At 54.8% G+C, this 12335-nt stretch carries 14 protein-coding genes; 8 read left to right on the forward strand and 6 right to left on the reverse strand.

The features are described from left to right. Positions 1-103: 103 nt before the first annotated feature. Genes ABLU86_RS06000 through ABLU86_RS06015 form a run of 4 tightly spaced genes read left to right on the forward strand, consistent with a single transcriptional unit; the run spans position 104 to position 3780 of the window. Positions 104-1486, forward strand: a complete 1383-nt coding sequence (locus tag ABLU86_RS06000; protein WP_020078693.1) for a Rieske 2Fe-2S domain-containing protein — start codon at positions 104-106, stop codon at positions 1484-1486. Next, positions 1486-1971, forward strand: coding sequence for a benzoate 1,2-dioxygenase small subunit (gene benB / locus ABLU86_RS06005; protein ID WP_032708146.1), 486 nt, complete (start codon positions 1486-1488; stop codon positions 1969-1971). Before ABLU86_RS06000 ends, benB begins: the two co-directional genes overlap by 1 nt. Before the next feature lie 9 nt (positions 1972-1980). Continuing rightward, positions 1981-2997: a benzoate 1,2-dioxygenase electron transfer component BenC gene (gene benC, locus ABLU86_RS06010; RefSeq protein ID WP_032708145.1), complete on the forward strand. Its 1017-nt coding sequence runs from the start codon at positions 1981-1983 to the stop codon at positions 2995-2997. Between the two features lie 9 nt (positions 2998-3006). Beyond that, a complete protein-coding gene (locus tag ABLU86_RS06015) occupies positions 3007-3780 on the forward strand; it encodes a 1,6-dihydroxycyclohexa-2,4-diene-1-carboxylate dehydrogenase (RefSeq protein WP_045366164.1) in 774 nt (257 codons plus the stop codon). On the opposite strand, the gene yddG is transcribed toward ABLU86_RS06015, so the two are convergent. Beyond that, positions 3777-4655 (reverse strand): aromatic amino acid DMT transporter YddG, encoded by an 879-nt coding sequence (yddG, locus tag ABLU86_RS06020; RefSeq protein WP_047064740.1) that lies wholly within the window; start codon positions 4653-4655, stop codon positions 3777-3779. The genes ABLU86_RS06015 and yddG overlap by 4 nt on opposite strands. 224 nt (positions 4656-4879) lie before the next feature. Here yddG and fdnG point away from each other — a divergent pair, with 224 nt between their 5' ends. Genes fdnG through fdnI form a run of 3 tightly spaced genes read left to right on the forward strand, consistent with a single transcriptional unit; the run spans position 4880 to position 9472 of the window. Further along, positions 4880-7927 carry a formate dehydrogenase-N subunit alpha gene (gene fdnG / locus ABLU86_RS06025; RefSeq protein WP_126028012.1) on the forward strand — a complete coding sequence of 1016 codons (3048 nt, stop codon included), beginning with the start codon at positions 4880-4882 and terminating at the stop codon, positions 7925-7927. Positions 7928-7938: 11 nt separating this feature from the next. Then, entirely contained in the window at positions 7939-8823 is an 885-nt protein-coding gene (fdxH, locus tag ABLU86_RS06030) for a formate dehydrogenase subunit beta (protein ID WP_126028011.1), read from the forward strand. Further along, a complete protein-coding gene (gene fdnI, locus ABLU86_RS06035; RefSeq protein ID WP_163389010.1) occupies positions 8816-9472 on the forward strand; it encodes a formate dehydrogenase-N subunit gamma in 657 nt (218 codons plus the stop codon). The genes fdxH and fdnI overlap by 8 nt, the downstream gene beginning before the upstream one ends. Before the next feature lie 42 nt (positions 9473-9514). Here the strand turns inward: fdnI and ABLU86_RS06040 are convergent, their stop codons facing one another. The 3 genes from ABLU86_RS06040 to ppk2 all read right to left on the reverse strand — a co-directional run bounded on the left by ABLU86_RS06040 (position 9515) and on the right by ppk2 (position 11032). Then, positions 9515-9832 (reverse strand): CcdB family protein, encoded by a 318-nt coding sequence (locus ABLU86_RS06040; RefSeq protein WP_142689164.1) that lies wholly within the window; start codon positions 9830-9832, stop codon positions 9515-9517. Between the two features lie 14 nt (positions 9833-9846). Continuing rightward, positions 9847-10026 carry a hypothetical protein gene (locus ABLU86_RS06045; RefSeq protein ID WP_142689166.1) on the reverse strand — a complete coding sequence of 60 codons (180 nt, stop codon included), beginning with the start codon at positions 10024-10026 and terminating at the stop codon, positions 9847-9849. Positions 10027-10213: 187 nt separating this feature from the next. After that, complete coding sequence (ppk2, locus tag ABLU86_RS06050; RefSeq protein WP_163389006.1) at positions 10214-11032, reverse strand: polyphosphate kinase 2; 819 nt, start codon at positions 11030-11032, stop codon at positions 10214-10216. Between the two features lie 194 nt (positions 11033-11226). On the opposite strand from ppk2, the gene ABLU86_RS06055 reads away from it, so the two are divergent. Beyond that, positions 11227-11535, forward strand: a complete 309-nt coding sequence (locus ABLU86_RS06055) for a monooxygenase (protein WP_020078702.1) — start codon at positions 11227-11229, stop codon at positions 11533-11535. Positions 11536-11548: 13 nt separating this feature from the next. Here the strand turns inward: ABLU86_RS06055 and ABLU86_RS06060 are convergent, their stop codons facing one another. Together ABLU86_RS06060 and ABLU86_RS06065 are read right to left on the reverse strand one after the other, a co-directional pair. Next, positions 11549-11734, reverse strand: coding sequence for a hypothetical protein (locus ABLU86_RS06060; RefSeq protein ID WP_045382390.1), 186 nt, complete (start codon positions 11732-11734; stop codon positions 11549-11551). A gap of 53 nt (positions 11735-11787) precedes the next feature. Beyond that, complete coding sequence (locus ABLU86_RS06065; protein ID WP_015705515.1) at positions 11788-12066, reverse strand: hypothetical protein; 279 nt, start codon at positions 12064-12066, stop codon at positions 11788-11790. Positions 12067-12335: the final 269 nt, after the last annotated feature.

A 12335-nucleotide genomic window follows, 5' to 3' on the forward strand; every position in this document is an offset into this window, starting at 1 on the left:
AGCGGCCCCGGTCACGCTGCTGGCCCGGGCCGCGCTCTACACCCGATAGTCACCACATTTGCCAAATATCTTTAATCCTGAATCCTGCAGGAGGAGTTAACTCATGCAAAAAACGCTATCAGCGCTTAAAGACAAAATTAACAACGCGTTAATTGTCGACCGTGAAAATCATATTTACCGTTGCCACCGCTCTATATTTACCGACCAGCAGTTGTTTGATTTTGAAATGAAACATATCTTCGAAGGAAATTGGGTTTTTCTTGCCCATGAAAGCCAGATTGCCGAGCCGGGAGATTATTATACCCTGACGCTGGGACGGCAGCCGGTTATTATTACCCGTGATAAAAAGAATGAATTGCATGCATTAATTAATAGCTGCGCCCACCGCGGCGCCATGTTATGCCGACGCAAAACCGGGAATAAAAATTCGTTTACCTGTCCGTTCCACGGCTGGACCTTCAGCAATAACGGCAAATTATTAAAAGCCAAAGATGAGAGCACCGGCGCCTATCCTGACACCTTCAAACATGAAGGGTCTCACGATCTGCAAAAACTGCCGCGTTTTCAGTCTTACCGCGGTTTCTTATTCGGTAGCCTCAATGCCGACGTGCAGCCGCTGGAGGCGTATCTCGGCGAAACCAGCAAAATCATCGATCTGATCGTCGATCAGGCGCCGGAAGGGCTGGAAGTGCTGAAGGGCTCGTCGAGCTACGTTTACGAAGGCAACTGGAAGCTGGGCGCAGAGAACGGCGCCGATGGTTATCACGTCAGCGTGGTGCACTGGAACTATGCCTCAACCATGTCACGCCGCAACTATGAAGCGGAAGGGACGCATGCGGTTGACGCCAACGGTTGGTCAAAGAGCGTCGGCGGCGGCTACGGTTTTGACAATGGCCACATGTTGCTGTGGACCCGGGCGCTGAACCCGGAAGTGCGCCCGGTCTATGCCCACCGCGAGCGTCTGCAGGCGGAATTCGGCGAACTACGCGCCGACCAGATGGTCAATGAAACCCGCAACCTGTGCCTGTACCCCAACGTCTATCTGATGGATCAGTTTTCTACCCAGATCCGCGTGATCCGCCCGATTGCGGTCGATAAAACCGAAGTCACCATTTGGTGCTTTGCGCCTAAAGGCGAAGCCGACCAGGCGCGGGCGCTACGCATCCGCCAGTACGAAGATTTCTTTAACGTCAGCGGGATGGGGACGCCGGACGATCTGGAAGAGTTCAGCGCCTGTCAGCGCGGCTATCTTGGCGAAAATCTGGCATGGAGCGACCTCAGCCGCGGCGCGCTACGTTGGGTCGACGGCCCGGATGAACACGCCAGGCATGCGGGCTTTACGCCGCGGCTAAGCGGGGTGAAATCGGAAGATGAAGCGCTGTATATCGCCCATCATCACCATTGGCAAACGGTCATGCTGGCGGCGCTGGAACAGGAACAACAGCGTTACGACCAGTCTATTACCCAGCGCGTGGAGGTGGCCTGATGTTGAATCTCGAACAAGTTCGCCAGTTTCTCTATTACGAAGCCCGTCTGTTAGATGACCGTCAGTGGGATGAGTGGCTGAGCTGTTACAGCCCGCAGGTGGTCTACTGGATGCCGGCATGGGGCGACGATGACCAACTGACGCGCGACCCGCAAAAAGAGATTTCCCTTATCTACTACCCCAACCGGGAAGGACTGGAAGATCGCGTCTATCGCATTAAAACCGAGCGTTCCGGCGCCAGTACGCCGGAGCCGCGCACCACGCACATTATCAGCAATGTCGAGCTGATGGGCGAAAGGGATGAGGGGCTTGCGGTGCGCTACAACTGGGTTACGTGGAGCCATCGCTATCAACACACGGATGCCTATTTTGGCTCTACCTGCTGCACGCTAATTGAGCAGGACGGCAGGCCGCAGATCGTTCGTAAAACGGTACGCCTGAATAACGACTATATCCGTCAGGTTATCGACGTTTACCACATTTAAGAGGCGCTTATGACTTTTAATATTGCTCTTAATTTCGAGGACGGCATTACCCGCTTTATTCAATGCCATGCCGGGGAGAAGGTGCTGGATGCGGCCTATCGCCAGAAGGTAAACCTGCCGATGGACTGTTCGGACGGCGTTTGCGGCACCTGCAAATGCCATTGCGCCAGCGGTGAATACGATCTGGGTGAAGATTATCTCGACGAGGCGTTAAGCGACGACGAGGCGCAGGCTCGCCAGGTGCTGACCTGCCAGATGGTCCCGACCAGCGATTGTGTGATCGATGTGCCGGTGGCCGCCGCGCAGTGTAAAACCGCGCTGACCAACACCGGGGCGCAGGTGCGGCAGGTGAATTTACTGTCCGATACCGCCATCGAACTGGTGGTCGCGCTGGATGAGCCGCTGGCTTTTCTGCCGGGGCAATATATCAATATTCAGGTGCCGGGCACGACTCATGTGCGCGCCTACTCATTCAGCTCGCTGCCGGGTTCTCTCGAAGGGCGTTTTCTGATTCGTAACGTGCCTGGCGGCATGATGAGCCAGTGGTTAACCCAGCAGGCGCGGCCCGGCGATCGCCTGACCCTCAGCGGCCCCATGGGCAGCTTCTATTTGCGCAGCGGCGAACGCCCGCTGCTCATGCTGGCGGGCGGTACCGGGCTGGCGCCGCTGCTGTCTATGTTACACACCCTGCAGACACAGGGTAGTCAGCGTCCGGTAACGCTACTGTACGGGGTGACCCGTGACGGTGATCTGGTGAAAACCGACGCGCTGGACACCTTTGCTCAACAGCTTACGGGGTATCGCTGGCTGCCGGTGGTGGCGGATGAAAGCAGTTCCTGCCCACAGCGCGGCTTTGTCACCGAACATCTGGATGACGCGATGCTGAATAACGGCGACGTTGACATCTATCTTTGCGGACCGCCGCCGATGGTAAATGCGGTCGCCACGGCGCTGCGCGAAAGGGGAATTTCCCCGGCAGGGTTCTGGTATGAGAAATTTATCGCCAGCCAGAGCGCGGCGGCATAAGGAGGCATGATGCGTTTTACCGATAAAGTCGTCGCTATTACCGGCGCGGCGCAGGGGATTGGCAGGCAGACCGCGGAGCAGGCGGCAACTGAAGGCGGCGCCCTGTTGCTGATTGACCGCTCGCCTTACGTACACGAACTGGCTGCCGTTTTAGCCCAGGCCGGAAGTCAGGTACTGGCGCTGGAGGCTGACCTTGAGCAGTGGCAGAGTACTGAACAGGCGTTTGCCGCCGGGGTCGCGCATTTTGGCCGCCTCGACGTGCTAATCAACAATGTCGGCGGTACCATCTGGGCGCGACCTTTCGCTGAGTATCAGCCAGAACAAATTGAGAAAGAGATCCGCCGCTCGCTGTTCCCCACCTTGTGGGGCTGCCGCGCGGCGCTCCCCTGGATGCTGAAGCAGGGGAAAGGCAGCATCGTCAATATCTCGTCGGTGGCGACGGCAGGGGTGAACCGGGTGCCTTATTCGGCGGCGAAGGGAGGCGTGAATGCGCTGACCCGCTCGATTGCCATGGAGTACAGCGGTAGCGGCATTCGGATTAACGCCGTCGCGCCGGGCGGTACGGAGGCGCCGCCGCGCCTGACGCCGCGCAACGAAGAGCTGCCGAGCGAGCAGGAAAAGGCGTGGTATCAGCAGGTTGTCGATCAGACGGTGGCGAGCAGCCTGATGCACCGTTACGGCACGCTGGCGGAACAGGCGAATGCGATCCTGTTTCTCGCCAGCGATGAGGCCAGCTATATCACCGGCGTAACGATACCGGTGGCGGGCGGCGATCTCGGCTAGCGGCGAGTGGCATACCAGCAGAGCAGGGAGCCGAGACACACCATCCCGGCCCCCTGCCAGAATGACCATGAGAGCGCGGCGCTGAGCAGCACCGCCGCCAGCGCGGAAGAGAGTACAGGCGTGAAGTACGACGCCGCCGCCAGCAGGCTGACGTTGCCGTGCAGGATGCCAACGTTCCATGCCGCGTAGGCTAGCCCCAGCGCCACGGAGACCGTAATCAGCTTAATGACTACCGGCCAGCTGAACAGCATCGGCGGCTGCGCGCTGGCCAAAAATTTCAGCCACAGGGTGAGCGCCGTTAATAAGACGAAGAGGGTAATGCCATTTTTGCCTTTGGCATATTTCGCGGTAACCGTGCAGTAGGCCGCCCAGATAAACGCGCCGATAAATGCCAGAAAGTAGCTTAGCGGGCTGGAGATGACGTTATTGATAATTTCATCAAGGTTGAGTCCATGCTCGCCGCCGAGCACCCAGCTCACGCCGAACAGCGCCAGCAATAAGCCGGGGATCACCAGCCAGCTACTTTTCTGGCCGTTAAAAAGAATGGCGAACAAAATGGTCAGGCTGGGCCACAGATAATTGACCATCCCCACTTCGATAGCCTGCTGGCGGGTGGCGGCGAAACCCAGCGACAGGGCGAGGCAGATCTCGTAGCTGACAAACAGCACGCTGCCGGCCAACAGATAGCGGCGCGGGATTTGGCGCAGGTTGGGAAAGCCGACGGTGAAAATGAGCAGCAGGCCGCTCAGGCTATAAATCATCGCCGCGCCGCCGACAGGGCCAAGCCCTTCGCTGACGCCGCGGATCAAACCGACCATTGTGCTCCATAAGATAATGGCGGCGAAGCCGATTGACGTCGCTCTCTTTTTTTCCATGTTTAACCCGATAATGACTCAAACGCAGCCGGAATTTATAACATCTTTTGCCTCCCGGCGGTCGATCTTTTCCGCTTCGCATAACTCTTTGGGGTTAGTCAAACTCGCCACCGCTGACTCTTAAGGGGGCGAGCGTTGGCGACCTTGATTTGACGCAATAAAAAAAGGGATATTGCTGTTAGTTTCCTCCGCGCGATGAACAAACATCCTGCATGGAGGAATCAATGGACGTCAGCCGCAGAAAGTTTTTTAAAATCTGCGCAGGCGGTATGGCCGGAACAACAGCTGCTGCACTGGGCTTTGCCCCGAAAATGGCGCTGGCTCAGGCACGCAATTTCAAATTGCTGCGCGCAAAAGAGATCCGCAACACCTGCACTTACTGCTCCGTGGGCTGCGGGCTATTAATGTATAGCCTGGGCGACGGCGCGAAAAACGCCAAAGAAGCGATTTATCATATCGAAGGGGATCCGGATCATCCGGTAAGTCGCGGCGCCCTGTGCCCGAAAGGCGCCGGTCTGCTGGACTACGTCCACAGCGAAAACCGCCTGCGGTATCCGCAATACCGTGCTCCGGGCTCGGATAAATGGCAGCGCATCTCCTGGGATGAAGCTTTTAACCGCATCGCCAAATTGATGAAAGCCGACCGCGACGCCAACTTTATTGAAAAGAACGAGCAGGGCGTGACGGTTAACCGCTGGCTTTCCACCGGCATGCTGTGCGCCTCGGCGGCGAGTAATGAGACCGGCATGCTGACGCAAAAATTTGTGCGCTCGCTCGGCATGCTGGCGGTAGACAACCAGGCGCGCGTCTGACACGGACCAACGGTAGCAAGTCTTGCTCCAACATTTGGTCGCGGTGCGATGACCAACCACTGGGTTGATATCAAAAACGCTAACGTCGTGATGGTGATGGGCGGCAACGCCGCGGAAGCGCATCCGGTGGGATTCCGCTGGGCGATGGAAGCGAAAAACAATAACGATGCCACGCTTATCGTCGTCGACCCACGCTTTACGCGTACCGCGTCGGTGGCCGATATCTATGCGCCGATTCGTTCCGGTACCGACATTACGTTCCTGTCGGGCGTGCTGCTGTATCTGATCGAAAATAATAAGATCAATGCCGAGTACGTTAAGCATTACACCAACGCCAGCCTGCTGGTACGGGATGATTTTACCTTCGAAGATGGCCTGTTCAGCGGCTACGATGCGGAAAAGCGCCAGTATGATAAATCGTCCTGGAACTACCAGTTCGATGAAAATGGCTACGCGAAACGCGATGTAACGCTCAGCCATCCTCGCTGCGTGTGGAATCTGCTCAAGCAGCACGTTTCACGCTACACGCCGGAAGTGGTTGAAAACATCTGCGGTACGCCGAAAGAAGACTTCCTCAAAGTGTGCGAGGTGCTGGCTTCAACCAGCGTCGCGGATCGCACCACCACCTTCCTGTATGCGCTGGGCTGGACGCAGCACACCGTCGGCGCGCAGAACATCCGCACCATGGCGATGATCCAGCTGCTGCTTGGCAACATGGGCATGGCAGGCGGCGGCGTCAACGCCCTGCGCGGACACTCCAATATTCAGGGTCTGACAGATTTGGGCCTGTTGTCGACCAGTCTGCCGGGTTATTTGACGCTGCCGTCCGATAAACAGAGCGATCTGCAAAGTTATCTTAGCGCCAACACGCCAAAAGCGACGCTGGCCGACCAGGTGAACTACTGGAGCAACTACCCGAAATTCTTCGTCAGCCTGATGAAATCGTTCTACGGCGATGCGGCGCAGAAAGAGAATGACTGGGGCTTCAACTGGTTGCCGAAATGGGATCAGGCCTACGACGTTATCAAGTACTTCAATATGATGGATAACGGCAACGTCACCGGCTATATCTGCCAGGGTTTCAATCCGGTAGCGTCCTTCCCGGACAAAAACAAAGTGGTGCGTAGCCTCAGTAAGCTGAAATATATGGTGGTTATCGACCCTCTGGTGACCGAAACCTCCACCTTCTGGCAGAACCACGGCGAGTCTAATGATGTCGACCCGACCGCGATTCAGACCGAAGTCTTCCGTCTGCCGTCGACCTGCTTTGCCGAAGAGGATGGCTCGATCGCCAACTCCGGGCGCTGGCTGCAGTGGCACTGGAAAGGCCAGGACGCGCCGGGCGAAGCGCGCAACGATGGCGAAATTCTTGCCGGGATCTATCACCGTCTACGTGAGCTGTACCGTCGCGAAGGCGGTAAGGGCGCGGAACCGTTGCTGAAAATGAGCTGGAGCTATAAGCAGCCAGATCATCCGGAATCGGAAGAAGTAGCAAAAGAGAACAACGGCTATGCGCTGGCGGATCTCTACGATGGTAATGGGGGGCTGCTGGCGAAAAAAGGAGAGTTGCTGAATAGCTTCGCGCTGTTGCGCGATGACGGCAGCACCGCGTCGTCCTGCTGGATCTACACCGGCTGCTGGACCGAGCAGGGTAACCAGATGGCGAATCGCGACAACGCCGATCCTTCGGGACTTGGCAATACGCTGGGATGGGCCTGGGCCTGGCCGCTCAACCGCCGCGTGCTGTATAACCGCGCATCAGCCGACATTAATGGCAAGCCGTGGGATGCGAAGCGGATGCTGATCCAGTGGAACGGCAGTAAGTGGGTCGGTAATGATATTCCGGACTTCAATACCGCGCCGCCGGGGAGCAACACCGGACCGTTTATTATGCAGCAAGAGGGGCTTGGGCGCCTGTTTGCGCTCGATAAACTGGCAGAAGGGCCGTTCCCGGAACACTACGAGCCGATGGAAACGCCGCTTGGCACCAACCCGCTGCACCCCAATGTGGTCTCCAGCCCGGTGGTGCGTTTATACGAAGATGACGCCATTCGCTTAGGTAAGAAGGATAAGTTCCCGTATGTCGGTACTACCTATCGTCTGACCGAACACTTCCATACCTGGACCAAGCACGCGCTGCTCAATGCGATTGTGCAGCCGGAACAGTTTGTCGAAATCAGCGAAGGGCTGGCGAAAAGCAAAGGTATCGCTAATGGTGACTGGGTGAAAGTCAGCAGCAAGCGCGGCTTTATTCGCGCGGTTGCCGTGGTGACCCGCCGACTGCGCACGCTGAACGTCAACGGCCAGCAGGTAGAAACTGTTGGTATCCCGCTGCACTGGGGCTTTGAAGGCGTGGCCCGTAAAGGCTATATCGCCAACACCCTGACGCCTAACGTCGGCGATTCCAACTCGCAAACGCCGGAGTATAAGGCGTTTCTGGTCAACATCGAGAAAGCGTAAGGAGCGATTAAATGGCGATGGAAACACAAGACATTATTAAACGCTCCGCGACCAACCCGATAACTCCCGCGCCACGCGCGCGGGACTATAAGGTCGAAGTCGCCAAGCTTATCGATGTCTCCTCCTGCGTGGGTTGTAAAGCCTGCCAGGTGGCCTGTTCCGAGTGGAATGACATTCGCGATGAAGTGGGGCACTGCGTCGGCGTGTACGACAACCCGGCGGATCTCAGCGCTAAATCCTGGACGGTAATGCGCTTTAGCGAGACCGAACAGAACGGCAAGCTGGAGTGGCTTATCCGCAAGGATGGCTGTATGCACTGCGAGGAGCCGGGTTGCCTGAAAGCCTGCCCGTCCGCCGGGGCGATTATTCAGTACGCCAACGGCATCGTCGATTTCCAGCAGGAAAACTGCATTGGTTGCGGCTACTGCATTGCCGGGTGTCCGTTTAATATTCCACGCCTCAATAAAGAGGATAACCGGGTCTATAAATGCACGCTGTGTGTGGATAGGGTCAGCGTCGGTCAGGAACCGGCCTGCGTGAAAACCTGTCCTACCGGCGCAATCCACTTCGGCACGAAAAAAGAGATGCTGGAAGTGGCGCAGGAGCGGGTGGATAAGCTTAAAAAGCGCGGTTATGCCAACGCTGGGATCTACAACCCGCAGGGCGTAGGCGGCACCCACGTGATGTACGTACTGCATCATGCCGACCAGCCGGAGCTGTATCACAAGCTGCCGAAAGCGCCGCAGATCGATACCAGTATCAATCTGTGGAAGGGGGCGCTGAAACCGCTGTCGGCGGCGGGCTTTATTGCCACCTTTGCCGGGCTGATTTACCACTACATCGGTATCGGGCCGAACAAGGAAGTTGATGACGATGAGGAGGAGCATGATGAATAAATCGAAAATGATAGTGCGCACCAAATTTATCGACCGCGCCTGTCACTGGACGGTGGTTATCTGTTTCTTCCTGGTGGCGCTGTCGGGGATTTCGTTTTTCTTCCCGACCCTGCAGTGGTTGACGGAAACCTTCGGCACACCGCAGATGGGGCGTATCCTGCACCCGTTTTTCGGGGGGCTGATTTTTGTCGCGCTGATGTTTATGTTTGTGCGTTTTGTCCACCACAATATCCCTGATAAACAGGATATCCCCTGGCTGAAAGGCATCGTGGAGGTTCTGAAAGGCAACGAACATAAGGTCGCGCGCGTCGGTAAATATAACGCCGGGCAGAAGATGATGTTCTGGACCATTATGAGCATGATTTTTGTGCTGCTGGTGACCGGGGTGATTATCTGGCGCCCATATTTTGCGGAATATTTCCCGATACCGGTTATTCGTTACAGCCTGCTGATACACGCCACTTCGGCGATTATCCTGATCCACGCGATCCTCATCCATATGTATATGGCATTCTGGGTCAAAGGGTCGATTAAAGGCATGATCGAAGGCAAGGTGAGCCGCCGTTGGGCGAAGAAACATCACCCGCGCTGGTATCGCGATGTCGAACGCCTGGAAGCGCAAAAAGAGAGCCGTGAGGGAATGAAGTAAGCCTTTACGGGGGAAACCCGCTCCGAAGATATCGGGGCGGGTTTACGTATTTGTTATAAGCGCATCGATGTTGGAAATAACCGCCGTTCTTTCTTTATGTAAATTACAGACGAAATATTTATTATTCAGGCGCTGCTTTGCTACGCTGGTTATTCCCGGGGTGTTGAGAAATAGCTTTTGAAAGTCAAGATTTACTAGTGGAGCTGCAGGGTGATAATGACTCGCCATATGTATATGATAACTCAATGGCAAAGCTAACCTTGATGATAAATCATCATAATAATCATGTTGAATCCCCATAAGATAAGGTTGGAGTTCATTTGTCCTCGGTGATGGATTGCGAAAAACATCAAATTGCATGATAACTAAATCCCTTAGAAGAAGGGGTCTTCCGACAGTAAACCGGCGCGCGCGGTAAATTCATTCATGGCATTTATGAATTCCTGGTGTTGCTGTAGGCTTTCCGCATCACTAATGGTTTGCCGATCGAAGGTCTGTTTAATCGCCACATCAGACTCGTTGAGCTGTTTTTTATTGATCGCATTGCTTTTCATTTTCTACTCCCTGTGATTGACAATCTGATTATCCCTGCATTCAACCGAAAAATAAACGTCGTTAATAACGCTTTTTTATATTTTGCGAGGCGGATTCCAGCGCAACGCAACAGATGAAATATTAACGTTAGTTGTAATAATCCTTTGCGCAGGGGTAATACTGCGCAAAGGTGATAAAGCTATTCATTCAAAATTTCTCAGGAATAAACCGGAAAGGAAAATGGGTCGGTTTCACTTTGCCAATTTTGCGTTTCGGTAAGGTAATGTGTTCCGTTGGCAGAGACTCGTAGGGGATCTGCGAAAGCAAATGGGTAATAATATTCAGGCGTACGCGTTTTTTATCTTCCGAACGGGCGACAAACCACGGCGCCCAGGCGGTATCGGTGGCGGCAAACATCGCATCGCGCGCTGTAGTGTAGTCATCCCAGCGGTTGAAGGATTTTATATCCATCGGCGATAGCTTCCAGATTTTGCGCCCATCATCGATACGGTCGCGCAGGCGCCGTTCTTGCTCCTGCGGCGTCACCTCCAGCCAGTATTTCAGTAAAATAATGCCGGAATCAACCATCCCTCTCTCCACCATTGGCGCGCCGTCGAGGAATTTTTGCACCTCCTCCTCGGTACAAAATCCCATCACCCGCTCAACGCCGGCCCGGTTGTACCAGCTGCGATCGAAAATCACTATCTCGCCGGCGGCGGGAAGATGCTTGATATAGCGCTGAAAATAGAGCTGGCTGCGTTCGCGCTCGGTTGGCGCGGGCAGGGCGACGACGCGGAAAACCCGCGGGCTGACGCGTTCGGTTATCGCTTTGATGGTGCCGCCTTTGCCGGCGCCATCGCGACCCTCGAAGACGATGCATATCTTAAGCCCTTTATGCACGACCCACCGCTGTAGCTTGACCAACTCGACGTGCAGTTTACGCAATGCCTGCTGATATTCTTTCTCGCTTAACGGCTCCGTTTTGGCGGGTATGACGGGCGCAACGGTGTTCTTTTTGTTTCCCATGGCTGTCCTCATGCGTGGTGGCCTGAAAGGCAGGTCGCTGTTTAAAGTGTAATCAGAGCCAGGCAAAGCGGCGGAAAACTTCTCATCCAGTGGAGGGCGCAAGATAGCCATTAAGCGCATCAACTCACTGTTGCTTAATGAGGAATCGGGTAGGATAGTCTCGTCAATTTACTAAAATCATTCAGGGAGAGAGTATGTCGAATAAACTTCTGCAAGTGCACTTTGCTTTTAGCGGACCGTTTGGCGATGAAATGTCGACGCAATTAGCCGAACTCGCGCAATCTATTAACCAGGAGCCCGGTTTTATCTGGAAGATCTGGACGGAGAATCGCGCCACGCAGGAAGCCGGCGGCATATATCTGTTCGAAGATGAACAGAGCGCGCAGGCTTATGCGAAAAAACACGCCGCACGCCTGCGGCAATTTGGCGTGCAGGAGATGTTCTACAAGATTTTCGACGTCAATTTACCACTCAGCCAGATTAACCACGGGCCGCTCAATTAATATGAGACCGTGGTTACATATAGCGCTCAAACTGCCATGCCGCCACGGCTTCGAGGATAAACAGCCCGGATACAACAATACCCGCCACGCGATGGCGGGAATAGAAAAGTATTCCCGCGACCACGGCTAACACCGGTAACGTAATGGGCCAGCAGGCGACAATAGTAATCCAGGCGATGATCAGATAATCCTTCATCATGGCGAATACTCCATGGTCAACGTTTATCGGCGCGAACAATGCGCCGGTATAAATCAGAATTCGACGACGCCGCCTTGTTCAATACGGTCAATATCATTGGTAACGGGGTTCACCTTTTCGTTGTAATAGGTGTAGGCGTTAACGTCGGGGGTCATCGTTAATTTTGGTTGTTCCGTTTTCGATTCAGGCGATTCTGTAGGTGGATTAGCGGCAAGGTCTGCCGGTTCCGGCGGCGTATAGTGTAACTGGTCGGCGAGACTCCCCGCCGCGAAGGCGCAGGCGTTAATAGAAAGCGCGCTGAAGGCAATAATAATTAATTTTTTTAAAGTCATGATTTTCATCCATGAGGCAAAACCCGCCACGGCGGCAGGTAAAAAGAGCAAGGCTTAAGATAATACGTAAAAGAAGTTAATGTTTCAAAGCGTAAACGCCGTCTGGTCGCATAAAATTGCTACTCCTCGATAATTCTTTATGGTAGCTGCCTGTAATACCGAGCATTCCCCATCACTTGTCATTGATTTCACATTAATGCAGCAAAATTTTCACTAGTTTTGATCATCTCCGCACTTTTGCACCAGCCCGGTGCGCAAGGTTGCTAAAG

Origin of the sequence: Klebsiella sp. JN_Kp121, from assembly GCF_040062145.1 — a bacterium.
GTDB classification, from domain to species: domain Bacteria; phylum Pseudomonadota; class Gammaproteobacteria; order Enterobacterales; family Enterobacteriaceae; genus Klebsiella; species Klebsiella aerogenes.